We start from the raw sequence: 14,481 nt of genomic DNA on the forward strand, positions 1-14,481 counted from the left end.
GACAATGGGTTTCAAGCCGCAACGCATTGGCCTAGCATAGGAACAGAGAGGAATATTATGAGATTCGAAGGTAAACGCGTCGTAATTACTGGCGGGGCATCCGGCATCGGCCGGGCGACAGCCGAGGCGTTCATCGCCGAGGGGGCCCAGGTGATGATGGGGGATCTCAACGCTGAGGCCGGCGATGCGATGGCTGCGGATACCCGATTCGACAATCGCCTCGCCTTCCAGAAAACCGATGTCTGCGAAGTGGGCGAGATCAAGGACCTGCTGGACAGCGCCGCCGGCCATTTCGGCGGCATCGACATCCTGTTCAATAATGCGGGGGCCGGAGGCGCGCCCGAGCGGATCGACGAAATGACCGCCGAAGGATGGGACAGCACGATGAACCTGCTGCTCCGGTCCGTGGCCATGGGCACGCGCTATGCGGTCGACCATATGAAAAAGGCCGGCGGCGGCGTGATCGTCAACACCTCTTCGATCAACGCCCATGAAGCGGGATGGGGTCCGGTCGCCTATGCAACGGCCAAGGCCGGTGTGCGGCATCTGTCGAAGCTGTCCGCCGCCCAGCTCGCCGTCCACAATATCCGCGTCAATTCGATCAGCCCCGGCTTCATCATGACCAACATCTTCGCCGATTCCAGAAAGGACGAACCCGAAGAAGCCAGGAAGATCGACGAGGCCATCCACGCCTTTTCCCCGATGGCGCAGCCGGTCGCCCGGTCGGGCATGCCGGAAGACATCGCCCAGGCTGTGCTCTATCTCAGCTCGGATCAGGGCGGCTTTGTTTCCGGTATCGACCTGACCGTCGATGGCGGCATCACGGTCGGCCATCGCCACAGCTGGGATCCAGACACGCCCGGCTTGCTCGATCTTATTCAGGCGCAAGCCGACGGCGAGGCGTAAGCCGCAATGACCGACACATCCCCAGCCGAAAAAGCACCGCGCGAACGTGCCGTCCCCATGGACCGGAAGGTTCCCGGCCGTGTGAAGTTCTTCTTCGGCTTTGGGGCGATTGCATTCGGGATCAAGGACAACGGCTTTTCGCTGCTCCTGCTAATCTACTATAATCAGGTGATCGGCGTACCGGCTGCAATTGTCGGCACGGCAGTGCTCATCGCCCTTGTGATGGATGCCTTTTTCGATCCGATCGTCGGCCATATGTCAGACAATCTGCGGACCAAATGGGGCCGCCGCCATCCCTTCCTGTATCTGTCGGCGATTCCGGCGGGCCTGTTTTTCCTGCTGCTTTGGAACCCGCCCGAAGCCAGCGATACAGGCATGTTCTTCTATATTTTGGGCATCGCCTTCCTGGTCCGGGTGACCATGTCCTGCTTCGAAGTGCCGATGGCGGCGCTCGGGCCGGAACTGACCAGCGACTATCATGAACGCACACGCATTTTCGGCCTGCGCTTTTTCTTCGGCTGGCTGGGCGGCGCGACCATGCTGCTCTTCACCTTTGCCGTTCTGCTGGCACCTACGGAAGCCTATCCGGACGGCCAGCTCAACCCGCAGGGCTATCGCGATTACGCCATCATCGCATCGGTGATCATGTCCGGCGCGATCATGCTGTCCGCGTTCGGCACGCATAGCGAGATCAAATATCTGCCGCAGGTTGAACGGGTGCGGATGACCCTGGGGGAAACGTTCAGCGGCATCTTCGCCTCGCTGCGCAACAGGGCATTTCTCATTCTCATGCTGGGCGGCTTTTGCGCCAATGTGAGCCAGGGCATATCGTTCGGGCTGCTGACCTATTTCATCACCTACTTCTGGGAGTTGAGCACGTCGGCGCTGGCCTGGTACGTGTTTACGCTGCTGTTCGGGATATTGGGCGCGGTGATCGGCTCGAGCATGCTGTCCCGCCGCGTGGGCAAGCCGCGCGCGGCCGCGATTTTCCTAGTCGGAGCCGTGATCCTCCAGCCGCTGCCCTATATCGGCCGGGTGCTCGGGATCATCCCTGAAAATGGCGACCCGATGCTGATGCCGACAATCCTGTTTTTCATTGCCATCGGCACCGGTTCCCTGGTCGCCGCCCTTATTCTCAAATCGTCCATGCTAACCGATGTGATCGAGGACGATGCGGAAAAAACGGGCCGGCGGTCGGAAGGACTGTTCTTCGCAGGCCAGTTCTTCATCCAGAAATGCGTGTCGGGCGGCGGCGTGTTCATATCCGCGGCGATTCTCGCTTTTGCCGCATTCCCCGAACAGGCTGTCCCCGGCGAAGTCGCTGACACAGTGCTTACCAATCTGGCCTTGATCTATGTCAGTTTAATCGTGACCCTGGGCCTTATAGCAGCCTATGTCATGACCCGTTTTCCCATCAAGGAGGCCGATCACCATGCCCGCATCGCACGCATGCGCGGCCTCACTGAAACACCCTAATATCCACGAAAAAGCCAAAGGAGACACTCATGGATTTCACCCTAAGCGACCGCGAGACACATTTCAGAGACCGCGTCAAAACCTTTATCGACAAGGAAGTTCGGCCCCGCGTCGCCGATTACGCCGCCGAGTTCCCGCCCGAAGATCGTTGGGGCACGAGCGAGGTACTGGAAGAGCTGAAAGCCAAGGCCAAAACAGCAGGTCTCTGGAATTTCTTCATGCCACCGCATTCGGGGCAGAAGCATGTCGACGAGAGTTTCGAATTCGAAGGCGAGCAGCTGACCAACCTCGAATATGCGCTGTGCGCCGAGGAAATGGGCCGCGTCGGCCTGTCGTCGGAATGTTTCAACTGCTCGGCTCCCGACACCGGCAACATGGAAGTGCTCCATCGCTACGGCACGCTCGAGCAGAAAGAGCAGTGGCTGCGCCCGTTGATGAACGGCGAGATTCGGTCAGCATTCCTGATGACCGAGCCCGCCGTCGCTTCGTCCGATGCCACCAATATCGAGACGCGGATGGAACGCGATGGTGACGAATATGTCATCAACGGACGCAAATGGTGGAGCTCCGGGCTCGGCGATCCGCGCTGCAAGGTCGCGATCGTAATGGGCAAGACCAACCCCGACGCACACCGCCATTCGCAGCAATCGCAGATTCTGATGCCGGTCGATGCCGAGGGCGTGAATATCATCCGCCACCTGCCGGTCTTCGGCTATGACGACGCGCCGCACGGCCATATGGAAGTCGAACTGAAGGACGTCCGGGTTCCCGTGACCAACCTTCTGCTCGGCGAAGGCCAGGGCTTCGCGATCGCACAGGGGCGGCTCGGGCCGGGCCGCATCCACCATTGCATGCGTACCATCGGCGTCGCCGAGGACGCGCTCGAGAAGATGTGCAAGCGGCTCCAGTCGCGCGTCGCATTCGGCAAAACGATTGCCGATCACTCGATCTGGGAATGGCGTGTCGCCAAGGCCCGCATCGATATCGAGATGAACCGGCTGCTCTGTCTGAAGGCCGCCGACATGATGGACCGCGCTGGCAACAAGTCCGCACGCAACGAGATCGCGATGATCAAAGTCTCGGCACCAACCATGGCGCTGAAGATTATCGACGATGCGATCCAGGCCTTTGGCGGCGCTGGCGTCACCACTGATCCTGGTCTTGCCAAGGCTTATTCCGGCCAGCGTACGTTGCGGCTCGCCGACGGGCCCGACGAGGTCCATGCCCGCGCCGTCGCCCGCTGGGAATTCGGTCGCCATGCGCCGCTCGATGATGACGGCGCAATGTCCAGCGGCGATCTTGGCGTTACGCGCTAGTTCTTTGAAACCGCTACACCCCCTTCCTCCGGGGAGGGGGTACAGGAACCAGAACACAGGAAAACACAATGAAAGCTGCCCTTCTTGTCGAACCCGGCAAACCGCTCGAAATCCATGATGTCGAGATCGGCAAACCGGGGCCCCGCGAAGTCCTGATCAAAACAAAGGCGGTAGGCCTGTGCCGGTCCGACCTGCATTTCGTGGATGGCGTCTATCCCTATCCCCTTCCGACCATTCCGGGACATGAAGCCGCAGGCGTGGTGGAAGCCGTGGGCAGCGAAGTTGGGCATGTCGCAGTCGGCGATCATGTCATCACCTTTCTCGCGCCCTTTTGCGGAACCTGTAACCTCTGCCAGAATGGCCAGCAAAGCCTGTGTGTCGACCCGTCGACCAAGCGCGCCGAAGGCGATGCCCCGAGGCTGAGCAGAGATGGCGAACCGATCACCCAGTTCCTCAACCTTTCGGGCTTTGCGGAAAAAATGCTGGTGCACGAAAATGCCTGTGTCGCCATCGACAAAGACATGCCGATGGATCGGGCAGCCCTGATCGGCTGTTCGGTGATCACGGGTTCCGGGTCGATCTTCAACGATTGCGGCCTCAAACCCGGAGAAACCGTGGCGGTTGTCGGGGCCGGCGGGATCGGCCTCTCCGCCATCAATGCCGCCAAGATCGCCGGCGCGGGCGATATCATCGCCATCGACCCCGTCGCATCGAAACGCGAACTGGCCAAGGCAATGGGCGCGACCAAAACTTTCGATGCGCGGGACGAAGATGTCGTCAAACAGGTGATCGAAGCCACCGGCGGCGGTGTCGATTATGCAGTCGAAGCCGTTGGCCGGACGGACAGCGTACAAATCGCCTGGAAAGTGCTGAGGCGAGGCGGCGCGGCAACCGTGCTGGGCATGATTGCCCCCGGCGAAATGCTGGAAATTCACGGGCCCGATTTCCTGCAGGGCAAATCGATCAAGGGTTCGCTGATGGGGTCGGCGCACTTCATGCGCGATATGCCCAAGCTGGTCGCCTATTATCTCGACGGGCGGCTCGATCTGGACTCAGTGATTGCCGAGCGGATTACGCTGGAAGAAATCAATGACGGGTTCGACAAGCTGCGCGGCGGTGATTCCGTTCGTTCCGTGATCATGTTCGACTAGGTTGCAAATCGTTACGCCGAAGCTGTTTCGGCGTGACGATGAATGAAGAAAGCAGACACATGCAGACTGCCGATGCAGACACCCTTGGCTTCATCCCCGAACGACTGAACCGCCTCCCCGCCTTTCTCACCAAAGGCTATATCGCGAGCGGAAAGTTCAAAAACTTTCAGCTGCTTGTTGGCCGGGGCGACGATGTCGCGCTGTTCGATTCCGGCGGCATTGCCCGGGAAGACGGAACTCCGGTCGCAGACGACCAGCTGTTCCGCATCGCATCAATGACCAAGCCGGTGACCTCGATCGCCTTCATGCAGCTGGTCGAGCAAGGCAAGGTTGCGCTCGACGATCCGGTTCATCGTTTCCTCCCCGAGTTCAAGGATATCGGCGTCTATGCAGGCGGCGGGGGCGCCGTGCCCTTCACGACCAGACCAACCGACAGCCCGATGCGGATGGTCGACCTGCTTCGGCATACATCGGGGCTGACCTATGCTTTCCAGAACCGCTCTAATATCGACCTCGCCTATCGCGAACGGAAGCTGGAGAACTGGCACGGCAATTACGATCTTGACGGCTTCATCGCGGAACTGGGCCGCCTTCCACTGGAATTTTCACCGGGCACGTCCTGGAACTATTCGGTCTCGACAGATGTTCTGGGCGCGGTGATCCAGCGGGTATCGGGGCAGAGCCTCGACGCCTATTTCGCCGAGCATATCTTCGCGCCGCTCGGCATGCATGACACCTTCTTCACCGTACCCGAAGACAAGACCGGCCGCCTCGGCGATTGCTGGACCTGGAACCCCAAAGAGCCAGTCATGTATGACCGGGCGGAAAAGAGCCTTTGGTCCAAGCCGCCCAAATTGCTTTCCGGCGGCGGCGGGCTAGTCTCGACGGCGGCGGACTATCACCGCTTCTGCAGGATGCTGCTCGGCAAGGGCGCATTGGGAGATGCCCGGATCGTGAGCCGCAAGACCATCGCCCTGATGACGCAGAACCACCTGCCCGAAGGCAAGCAGCTGACCGAAATGTCGCAGGCCATGTTCAGCGAGGCGCAGAATGCCGGAACCGGTTTCGGACTCGGCTTCGCCGTGACGGACAATGTCGCCCGGTCCATGATTCCGGGATCGAAAGGCGAATTTTACTGGGGCGGCCTGTATTCGACCGCCTTCTTTGTCGATCCGCTCGAGGATCTGACGATGGTGTTCATGACCCAGCTCCAGCCTTCCAACGTCTACCCGATCCGGCGCGAGCTGAAGACACTGATCTACTCCGCACTGGCCTGATTGCACCGGGCCCGGCGGTGTCGGCCATCGCGGCGCGAACGGTCGCAATTCTTTACATCTGCCCCTCTCGCGAGCATGCATGCGCGTGGCGCGTGAACCAATTTCGATGCGTCTGACTGGGGGAGTAGACAAATGAGAGGATTGCGAACAGCCTTGTATATAGGCGCAATAGCCGCTCTGACCGCGGGTTGCAGCGTCAGCGTAGAGGAAGGCGAAACGGTCGAAGAAGCGGCCGATGCCGGTGAGAGCGGTGAAGCGGGCGACTCGCTGGCTGCCCAGCTCGAACAGGGCATTGTCGACGATTATGCATCGCGCGACATGGAAGTTGTCGATGTGACCTTCGCCCCGGAAGCGGACGGCATAACCTATTCCGGAACGGCGGTAGTTGTCGAACCGAATAGCGGCGAGGAAATCGAAGTCGCCTGCCTCGCCGAGCCATCGGAGGACGGCCAATATTCGTTCAACTGCGAACAATAGGCTGAGCCCGGATAACGCCCCGATCAATCGGTTCGCGTTATCGGAAGCGCAATTTTTCGAATAGCAAGCAGACATCCATCCGGCCCGACTATCGGACGATGCCCGGCCCCGCTTTGACTCCTCACCCGCTTTGCCCCAGTTTTTCGGTCAGGGCGCGACTCAGACTGGGGGTATCATCATGACACGGAAATTCGGAATTCTCGCGGCAACGGCGCTGGCTGTTGCTCTCGCTGGCTGCTCATTCAGCATCGGCGGACCAAGCCAGGAGGATATCGAGGAATCGATTGTCGAGAATTACGAGAGCGAGGGTTATGAGAATATCTCGGTCCGGCTCGAACCGTCGGATGACGGCAGCTATACCGGGGAAGTCGAGTTCACCATTCCCGACACGGGAACAGTGCGCAACCTCGCCTGCACTGCCGAACCGGGTGAAGGCACCGAAGTTTCCTGGGAGTGTTTGCCGAGAATCGAGGATCTGGAGCAGGTGATTGTGACCGCCTATTCGGAGCGCGGCGCGGCGCAGGTCAGCGCAGAGCTGACTGAAAATGGCGAGCAGGCCTATGCGGGCCATGTGGACTATACCGACCCGAATAGCGGCCAGGCGTTTCGCCACAACTGCACCTTCAATCTCGCAGGAGACGCGTCCGACTGGCAATGTTCTCCCTGACAATCGGGGATTGTCGGTCGATGTGGCGGGAACGCTCATTCTGCACTGGCATCTGGGAACAAAAGGCCGGATAAGATCGCACTCTGCCATTCTCAGCCAGGCAATTTGGGGATCGAAATGTCACGCCTTCCGAATGTTACACTCGCTGTTGGTGCGGGCCTTGCGCTGGTCGCCTGCTCTGCGTCCGACGCGCCATCCCGCGATGCTCCGCTCACCGAGGAAGAGACTGCCGCGAGGGAGCAGATGCTCGTCGAGAATGCCGTGCGGGACGCCTATGAAGCCGAGGGCGCGGAAGTTACCGAAATCACGATGGAGCTTGCCCCGGACGGCTCCCGCTATACCGGGCGGGCGATAGTGCGCGATGCGGAATCCGGCGCGGAGCTCACCGTGGATTGCCGCTATTATACCGATGTGACGGGTGCGCCCCAGCTCAGCTGCGACAGGGTCAACAATCCGGAATAGACGCGGCCACAGCGGGCATGGCTAGCCAAGCTTCAGTCTGTCCCGCAATTCGCGCTTGAGCACCTTGCCGATTGCGCTGCGCGGAAGCTCGTCGACGATGTGGACAGCGGCAAGCCGCTGCGTCTTGCCGAGTTTTTCATTGGTCCAGTTCCTGACCGCTTCGGCATCGCTCGGGCCGACCACGACGCCAACCGGCGATTCGCCCCAATCTTCGCTCGGAACTCCGATCACGGCGACTTCTTCAACCTCAGGATGTTCTGCAACAACCGCTTCCAGGTCACTGGGATAAATATTGAATCCGCCTGAGATTATCATGTCTTTGCGACGATCCATCAGCGTCAGGAACCCGTCCTCATCGAACCGGCCGACGTCGCCGGTTCGGATGAAACGGTTGCCCGCTTCATCATACCATTCGGTTTCCCGGGTTTGTTCGGGACGATTCTTATACCCTTTCATCATGGTGCCCGAGCGCCCGACAATCTCGCCGACCTCGCCCTGCGGCACCGGCTTGCCTTCCTCGTCGATCAGAAGGATTTCATGGCCCGGCATGGGCTGGCCAACGGTATGGAGCTTGTCCGGAAATTCATGGGCGCGAAGCGCGCAGCTGCCCCCGCCTTCGGTCATTCCGTAAAATTCGACGAGCCCACCCGGCCAGCGTTTCAATATGTCCGCTTTCAGCTCTGCCGCAAAAGGCGCGCTCGTGCAGAATTTCACCTGGTAAGCCGAAAGATCGAAGCTGTCGAAATCCGGCTCTTCCATCAGGCGCTTGTACTGCACCGGCACGAGCATCGCGGTTGTAACCTTCTCGCGCTCGCTCAGTTCCAGGAATTCCCGGGTTTTGAACTTCTGCATCAGCACGGCTTTCCCGCCATTACCGATGCACGGGAGGAAGGTGACGAGCGTGGTGTTTGAATAGAGCGGCGTGGAGAGAATGGCCGAAGAGTCTGGCGTGAAGATCGCGCCGCCAAAGGCCGTAACCTGCCGCCAGCGCATCTGATGCGAGTGCACGATGCCCTTGGGGGTTCCGGTCGTGCCGCTGGAATAGATGATGTTAAAGCCCTGTTCCGGATCGATCGCGACGGGATCCGGCGAAACGCCCTCTTCCGGCAACCACGCCCCGAACGCGGCATCGCTGTCGAGCGACACATGGGTAACCGTATCGGGCAGATCCATCTCTGACGCGATATTGGCATCGGCGAAAAAAAGGGTCGCTGCGCTGTCCGCCAGCATCAGCACAAGCGCCTCGGGCGTCGAACTCTGCGCAAGCGGCGCGACACAGCCCCCTGCCCGCAATATGCCAACCCAAAGCGCCGCATAGGCCCAGCCGTTAAGACCGCAAATGGCGACGCAATCTCCCGATTGCACACCGTGCTGCTGCAGGCCGACCGCGATCCGGTCTGCATAGCTGTCCAACTCGGCGAAGGTCAGCCTCTTTCCTGGAGCCACGATCGCACCCGCACCGGGCCTTTCGGTCGCATGGGCGTGAATGACATCGGCGAAAGAGCAGAATTCGCTTTGCAACATCTCGGCAGCGGTGGTCATGGTCTTATCCTCTCACACGTCATTCCGGACTTGATCCGGAATCCAGGGGAAAAAGGCAAATCGCCTACAGTTCTGGATTCCGGATCAAGCCCAGAATGACGACTGTGTTCAATCAACGAGTTATTGGTGATCAAGCATCCCGAGCACGCGTTTGGAGATGATGTTGTTCTGGATCTCGGTCGAGCCGCCATAAATGGTCACGGCGCGATTCCACAGCCAGGTGCGCGTCGCTTTCAGCTCGTTCGCGTCAAAGCCCTCGCCTTCCCAGCCAAGCCCCTGCATGCCCATCGCTTCGACCATCAGGTCGCTACGTTCCTGTGCCAGCTTGGCGCCGACATTTTTGAGAACCGAACTGGTCGCGCTCGGGCCGCCTTGCGCCCGTGCCTCCCGTCGGGCACGGCCGACAGTGCCCATGAAATTGCGCACGGCCATCTCATGTTTGATGATTTTCTGGCGCAACACCTGATCGACAATTTCGCCATTGTCGTTGAGCTCGACATATTGCTTGGCATGATCGGCCAGCGAACGCAGCATCCCGCGGGCACCACCGCCGCCAATCCCTGCACGCTCGAACTGCAGCAGGCGCTTCCCGATCGTCCAGCCCTTGCCTTCTTCCCCGACACGATTTTCTTTCGGTACTTTCACATCGGTGAAAAATGTCTCGCAAAAGGGCGAGGCGCCGGAGATCATCTTGATCGGGCGGCGCTCGACACCTGGTGAATTCATGTCGACGAGGATGAAGGTGATCCCGTCATGCTTATGGGCTTTATCGGTGCGAAACAGGCCAAAGCAGAAATCCGCCCATTGCCCGCCGGACTGCCAGGTCTTCTGGCCATTGATCAGATAGTGGTCGCCCTTGTCTTCGGCAAAACTCTGCACATTGGCGAGATCGGACCCCGCACCCGGTTCCGAATAGCCCTGACACCCGCGCATCGAGCCGTCGGAAAGCGGCGGCAGCCATTTCAGCTTCTGCTCTTCGGTGCCATATTCCATGAGCGTTGGCGCAAACATGCCAATGGCCAGTCCCCCGATCGGATTATAGGCGCCCACATTGCGCATTTCTTCATCCAGTATGGCGACCTCTTTGGGCGACAATCCCGCGCCGCCATATTCCTTCGGCCAGCTCGGCGTACCGAAACCGCGCTCGCCGAGCGCCTTGCGCCAAGCCACCATGTCGGGTGACATATCCGTCGGTCCGTCCACCATGCCCAACGGGTTGTGCCGGCCTTTCAGAGCGGGATCGAAATTATCCGTGAGCCAGTCGCGCACCTCGGTACGAAAATTTTCCAATGATTCAGCGACGGCCATCACAACTCTCCTAAAAGGCTCTGCTTTACGTTCACGTCAATTGTCGGCGAAATGGCGGGCAAGGTCAAGAGATCGCGCAGCTGAATTTGGTTCAGCAACCGTTAGTCATGTGTCTGGCAGCATTCGGCCATGCTTGCGCTCAACAGGACTGATTCAAGTTCAGCGTGACGGGCAAAAGTTGAGCGGCTAGTCTGCGCCCCAGGCCAATTCGACCGGAGATCATGATGTTGTTTCACCCCTTTCGTTTCCTCGCGCCTCTGGCAGCGGCCGCATTGCTGGCGGCCTGCGGCACCGGCGGCGCAAGCAATGACAGAAACGGTGCGATGGCGAACGACGGAACGAGCATCTTCGCCAGCGAAGAAGGACAAGACAGCCACAGCTATGCCCGCCCGCTGGAAGCCCGTGTCACCCATGTTTCGCTCGATCTGAATGCAGATTTCGAAGCACAGCGCATGGTCGGCTCGGCGACACTCGACCTCGAAGTCGCCGAGGATGCCGAACAAGTGGTGCTCGACAGCAAGGATCTCGAAATCCGGGAAGTCGTGAATGGCGACGGCGAAGCCCTGCAGTGGCAGATGGGCGAGGATAGCGGCGATGTGCATGGCGCGCCGCTGACAATCTCACTCGAAGGGGCCGAACAGGTCAAGATTACCTATGCCTCGGCGCCCGGTGCCGAAGCCCTGCAATGGCTTGGCCCGGAACAAACGGCCGGCGGCGAAGATCCGTTCCTTTTCAGCCAGGGACAGGCGATCCTCAACCGAACCTGGATTCCCACGCAGGACAGCCCCGGCATCCGGCAGACTTGGGACGCGCGGATCACCGCACCGGAAGGATTGCGCGTCGTGATGAGCGCCGAGATGCTCACGCCCGAGGGCGAGATGATCGACGGCGAACCGGGCCGCCGCGCTTTCCGTTTTCGCATGGCCGAACCCGTTGCACCTTATCTCATCGCCATCGCGGCCGGCGATCTGGCGTTCCAGGAACTGGGAGAGCGCAGCGGCGTCTATGCAGAACCGTCCATGCTGGCAGCATCGGTCGAAGAATTCGAAGATATCGAGGAGATGATCACGGCAGCCGAAGGCCTGTATGGCGATTATCGCTGGGGCCGGTACGACCTTCTCGTCCTGCCGCCCTCCTTCCCGTTCGGCGGGATGGAAAACCCCCGGCTGACCTTCGTTACGCCAACGATCCTTGCTGGCGACAAATCGCTGGTTAGCCTGATCGCGCATGAACTGGCACATAGCTGGTCCGGCAATCTCGTCACCAATGCGAGCTGGGACGATTTCTGGCTCAACGAAGGCTTCACCGTCTATTTCGAGAACCGGATCATGGAGGCGGTCTATGGCCGCGAACGCGCCGCCATGCTCGCCGATCTCGGCTGGACGGACATGATGGACGATATCGAGGATCTGGGCGGACTGACATCACCCGATACGCAGCTCCATCTCGATCTTGCCGGGCGCGATCCCGATGACGGCATGACCGATATCGCCTATGAGAAAGGCGCGGTGTTCCTGAGAACCATCGAGGAAACGGTGGGCCGCGCGCGGTTCGACGCATGGCTCGGCGATTATTTTTCCCGCAATGCCTTCCAGCCGCAAACAAGCGAACGGCTCATTGCCGACCTTCGCGCCAATCTCTTCACGGGTAGCGAAGCCGACGATCTGGGCCTCGAACGCTGGATCTACGAGCCCGGATTGCCGGAAAATGCAGTCCATATACAATCGAACCGGTTCCGCGCTGTCGATCAGGCGATCGCCAATTTCGCAGAGAGCGGCGGCGTGACGGTCGTCAACTGGCGGGAATGGACAACCCAGGAACGCCAGCGCTTTCTGGAAGGACTGCCCCGTGAGCTGGACGACGACCGGCTCGAGGCACTCGAAACGACCTTCGGTCTGAACGAAGCCCGCAACAGCGAAATCCGCTTCGCCTGGCTCAAACTCGCCATCGCCAACCGGTATGACGATGCGCGAGATTCCGCCGAAGACTTTCTGCTGGGCATGGGCCGGCGCAAATTTGTCGCGCCACTGTTCGAGTCACTGATGGCTGAAGGCGAATGGGGCCAGCCTCTGGCCCGGCGAATCTATGCCGAAGCACGGCCGCGATACCATTCGGTTACCACAAACACCGTCGATGAAACGGTCGGCACGTCGGACGACTGAGAAAGTTCCGCGATTTAACCCCGACTCTGAACCATTTGTCGCGTTAACCCTTTCGCTTCACGCTATTCTCGGGAAAGGGCACTAGCAGATGCTTATTCATCGCATCTGTTTTTGAGGGTCGCACATGTTTCCGGGTCGTTTACAGGCAGTTTTGAGCCTGATTGCCGTTGTAATTTTTACCTTGTCCGCTGCCTCTCCCGCCGAGGCGCGGGAAGCCCGCTGGCAGTGTGTTACCTATGCACGCAGCGTTTCAGACATCGAAATTCGCGGCAACGCCCATACCTGGTGGGCATCGGCCGCCGGCCGCTACGAACGCGGCAGCACGCCCGCAGCCGGCTCCGTCATGGTTCTCCGTCCACACGGCCGGATGCGCCTCGGCCATGTCGCCATGGTTCGCGAAGTGGTGAACAACCGCCAGATTCGCCTGAATCATGCCAACTGGTCGCGCCGCGGTATGGTGGAAAGCAACGTGCTTGCCGAAGATGTCTCGTCGAACAACGACTGGAGCGTCGTTAAGGTCTGGCACACGCCCACCGGCCAGCTCGGCATCACCAACTATCCGGTATATGGCTTCATCTATTCGGACGAGGCTGAACCGGCCGAACCGGAAGTGCAGGTCGCGGCCACCCAGGTCGATGCAAACCGGGTTCTGCTTGCCAATTACAATCCGGATTCCACCGACCCGATCGGTCAGCTAATCGAAAACCTGGACTAGCGTACAGCGCGCAGCTGGATAAAGGCGGACGAAACCCATCCGCTCAGGCAGGGACCGTCATATTCGCGGCGCGAAGCGACCGGAACGGACACCCCGCACGCATCGGAAATGTCTCCATTCCCGGTATAGATGATCGCAAGCCAGCTTTGGTCGTGGCTGCGATTGCAGACGAACACCAGCTCTCCATTGGCTAACGTATCGCGTTGTCGGGCCTGATCGAAAGGCGCAGCCCGCACCGGCAATTCACCACTTACGCCGCGAACAACCCCGGTTGCCTGGCACGCATCGAAGCGCGGCCCGAACTGGCCGACCACCACCGGCTGCACCAGCTCATTGGAGCTGTCGCCCCCACCGCGATCCATAGGCGCCGTGCCCGATCCGCTATTCTGCTCGACATTCGGATTGCATGCAGTGAGCATCAACAGCCCCGCCGCGGCACACCAGTACGACCTTCGCCTCACATATCCTCCAAAACATCAGATGCTGTCCACGTCGATACTAAGCCAGACAGAATGAGATTGCGAGCAGGGAGCAGTCGATTTCATGACTGTAGCCGGGCTAGCGCGCTTAGCCTGTCCGTTCCCGGTCATCGACCGGATCGGGGCCATAGCGATTGGGGCCGGGCGTCCCCTCCAGACACATGAAGACGAGGAAGATGATGCCGCCAACGAAGGGAATCAGCGCAAGCAGGATCATCCAGCCGGATTTGTCCTGATCGTGAAAACGCCGGACGGCGACGGCAAGGGTCGGGACGAGAAGCGCCATGCAGCCGATAAACAGGACAAGGTAGAGCGGCACCAGCACCATCCCCATCACGGATTCGCTGAAATTCATGGTGTAGAGCAGCAGCGCGATGGCCAGGAGAACCACCCCCGCGGCCATGCCGAGGATGAGCGTGAACAGGTAGAACATCCAATATTCCAGCCGCCGCGACCGCCCCTCAAAATCCGCATAGCGCCTGAGCGGCATCAACATCCATTCCATCGGAAAATCCCCCCTTTGAATGCAACCCCGCCCGGGAA

The 14,481-nt window shown here is 59.9% G+C and carries 14 protein-coding genes; 10 read left to right on the top strand and 4 right to left on the bottom strand.

Features of this window, described 5'->3' with window-relative positions:
* The first annotated feature begins 57 nt into the window (after positions 1-57).
* From DFR46_RS06035 to DFR46_RS06070, 8 genes are all read left to right on the top strand, one after another.
* The gene (locus DFR46_RS06035; RefSeq protein ID WP_116235628.1) at positions 58-906 is read left to right on the top strand and encodes an SDR family NAD(P)-dependent oxidoreductase; all 849 of its coding nucleotides are present in this window, start codon (positions 58-60) and stop codon (positions 904-906) included.
* A 6-nt stretch (positions 907-912) separates the two neighbouring features.
* Entirely contained in the window at positions 913-2,382 is a 1,470-nt protein-coding gene (locus DFR46_RS06040) for an MFS transporter (RefSeq protein ID WP_116235629.1), read from the top strand.
* 29 nt (positions 2,383-2,411) lie between these two features.
* Positions 2,412-3,698, top strand: a complete 1,287-nt coding sequence (locus DFR46_RS06045) for an acyl-CoA dehydrogenase family protein (protein ID WP_116235630.1) — start codon at positions 2,412-2,414, stop codon at positions 3,696-3,698.
* A 68-nt stretch (positions 3,699-3,766) separates the two neighbouring features.
* A complete protein-coding gene (locus DFR46_RS06050; RefSeq protein ID WP_116235631.1) occupies positions 3,767-4,849 on the top strand; it encodes a Zn-dependent alcohol dehydrogenase in 1,083 nt (360 codons plus the stop codon).
* A gap of 59 nt (positions 4,850-4,908) precedes the next feature.
* Positions 4,909-6,126 carry a serine hydrolase domain-containing protein gene (locus DFR46_RS06055; protein WP_116237182.1) on the top strand — a complete coding sequence of 406 codons (1,218 nt, stop codon included), beginning with the start codon at positions 4,909-4,911 and terminating at the stop codon, positions 6,124-6,126.
* Between the two features lie 153 nt (positions 6,127-6,279).
* Entirely contained in the window at positions 6,280-6,603 is a 324-nt protein-coding gene (locus DFR46_RS06060) for a hypothetical protein (RefSeq protein WP_116235632.1), read from the top strand.
* Between the two features lie 178 nt (positions 6,604-6,781).
* On the top strand, positions 6,782-7,270 hold the full coding sequence (locus DFR46_RS06065) for a hypothetical protein (protein ID WP_116235633.1): 489 nt from the start codon (positions 6,782-6,784) through the stop codon (positions 7,268-7,270).
* Between the two features lie 117 nt (positions 7,271-7,387).
* Positions 7,388-7,732, top strand: a complete 345-nt coding sequence (locus tag DFR46_RS06070; protein ID WP_116235634.1) for a hypothetical protein — start codon at positions 7,388-7,390, stop codon at positions 7,730-7,732.
* A gap of 21 nt (positions 7,733-7,753) precedes the next feature.
* Here the strand turns inward: DFR46_RS06070 and DFR46_RS06075 are convergent, their stop codons facing one another.
* The gene (locus DFR46_RS06075) at positions 7,754-9,274 is read right to left on the bottom strand and encodes a class I adenylate-forming enzyme family protein (RefSeq protein WP_116235635.1); all 1,521 of its coding nucleotides are present in this window, start codon (positions 9,272-9,274) and stop codon (positions 7,754-7,756) included.
* A gap of 120 nt (positions 9,275-9,394) precedes the next feature.
* The gene (locus DFR46_RS06080; RefSeq protein WP_116235636.1) at positions 9,395-10,582 is read right to left on the bottom strand and encodes an acyl-CoA dehydrogenase family protein; all 1,188 of its coding nucleotides are present in this window, start codon (positions 10,580-10,582) and stop codon (positions 9,395-9,397) included.
* A 221-nt stretch (positions 10,583-10,803) separates the two neighbouring features.
* Between DFR46_RS06080 and DFR46_RS06085 the strand changes: the two genes are divergently transcribed.
* Together DFR46_RS06085 and DFR46_RS06090 are read left to right on the top strand one after the other, a co-directional pair.
* Positions 10,804-12,744: a M1 family metallopeptidase gene (locus tag DFR46_RS06085; RefSeq protein WP_245953708.1), complete on the top strand. Its 1,941-nt coding sequence runs from the start codon at positions 10,804-10,806 to the stop codon at positions 12,742-12,744.
* A gap of 151 nt (positions 12,745-12,895) precedes the next feature.
* Positions 12,896-13,459 (top strand): CHAP domain-containing protein, encoded by a 564-nt coding sequence (locus DFR46_RS06090; protein ID WP_245953710.1) that lies wholly within the window; start codon positions 12,896-12,898, stop codon positions 13,457-13,459.
* On the opposite strand, the gene DFR46_RS06095 is transcribed toward DFR46_RS06090, so the two are convergent.
* Positions 13,456-13,878: a hypothetical protein gene (locus DFR46_RS06095; RefSeq protein WP_116235639.1), complete on the bottom strand. Its 423-nt coding sequence runs from the start codon at positions 13,876-13,878 to the stop codon at positions 13,456-13,458. The genes DFR46_RS06090 and DFR46_RS06095 overlap by 4 nt on opposite strands.
* A gap of 148 nt (positions 13,879-14,026) precedes the next feature.
* Entirely contained in the window at positions 14,027-14,443 is a 417-nt protein-coding gene (locus DFR46_RS06100; RefSeq protein ID WP_116235640.1) for a DUF805 domain-containing protein, read from the bottom strand.
* Between the last annotated feature and the right edge of the window lie 38 nt (positions 14,444-14,481).

The organism is Parasphingopyxis lamellibrachiae, from assembly GCF_003385775.1.
GTDB lineage: Bacteria > Pseudomonadota > Alphaproteobacteria > Sphingomonadales > Sphingomonadaceae > Parasphingopyxis > Parasphingopyxis lamellibrachiae.

Excerpts from the sequence above, each read along its gene's own strand:
- DFR46_RS06035 (WP_116235628.1), top strand. The coding sequence starts at position 58 with ATGAGATTCGAAGGTAAACGCGTCGTAATTACTGGCGGGGCATCCGGC.
- DFR46_RS06040 (WP_116235629.1), top strand. The coding sequence starts at position 913 with ATGACCGACACATCCCCAGCCGAAAAAGCACCGCGCGAACGTGCCGTC.
- DFR46_RS06045 (WP_116235630.1), top strand. The coding sequence starts at position 2,412 with ATGGATTTCACCCTAAGCGACCGCGAGACACATTTCAGAGACCGCGTC.
- DFR46_RS06050 (WP_116235631.1), top strand. The coding sequence starts at position 3,767 with ATGAAAGCTGCCCTTCTTGTCGAACCCGGCAAACCGCTCGAAATCCAT.
- DFR46_RS06055 (WP_116237182.1), top strand. The coding sequence starts at position 4,909 with ATGCAGACTGCCGATGCAGACACCCTTGGCTTCATCCCCGAACGACTG.
- DFR46_RS06065 (WP_116235633.1), top strand. The coding sequence starts at position 6,782 with ATGACACGGAAATTCGGAATTCTCGCGGCAACGGCGCTGGCTGTTGCT.
- DFR46_RS06070 (WP_116235634.1), top strand. The coding sequence starts at position 7,388 with ATGTCACGCCTTCCGAATGTTACACTCGCTGTTGGTGCGGGCCTTGCG.
- DFR46_RS06075 (WP_116235635.1), bottom strand. The coding sequence starts at position 9,274 with ATGACCACCGCTGCCGAGATGTTGCAAAGCGAATTCTGCTCTTTCGCC.
- DFR46_RS06080 (WP_116235636.1), bottom strand. The coding sequence starts at position 10,582 with ATGGCCGTCGCTGAATCATTGGAAAATTTTCGTACCGAGGTGCGCGAC.
- DFR46_RS06085 (WP_245953708.1), top strand. The coding sequence starts at position 10,804 with ATGATGTTGTTTCACCCCTTTCGTTTCCTCGCGCCTCTGGCAGCGGCC.
- DFR46_RS06095 (WP_116235639.1), bottom strand. The coding sequence starts at position 13,878 with ATGCTCACTGCATGCAATCCGAATGTCGAGCAGAATAGCGGATCGGGC.
- DFR46_RS06100 (WP_116235640.1), bottom strand. The coding sequence starts at position 14,443 with ATGGAATGGATGTTGATGCCGCTCAGGCGCTATGCGGATTTTGAGGGG.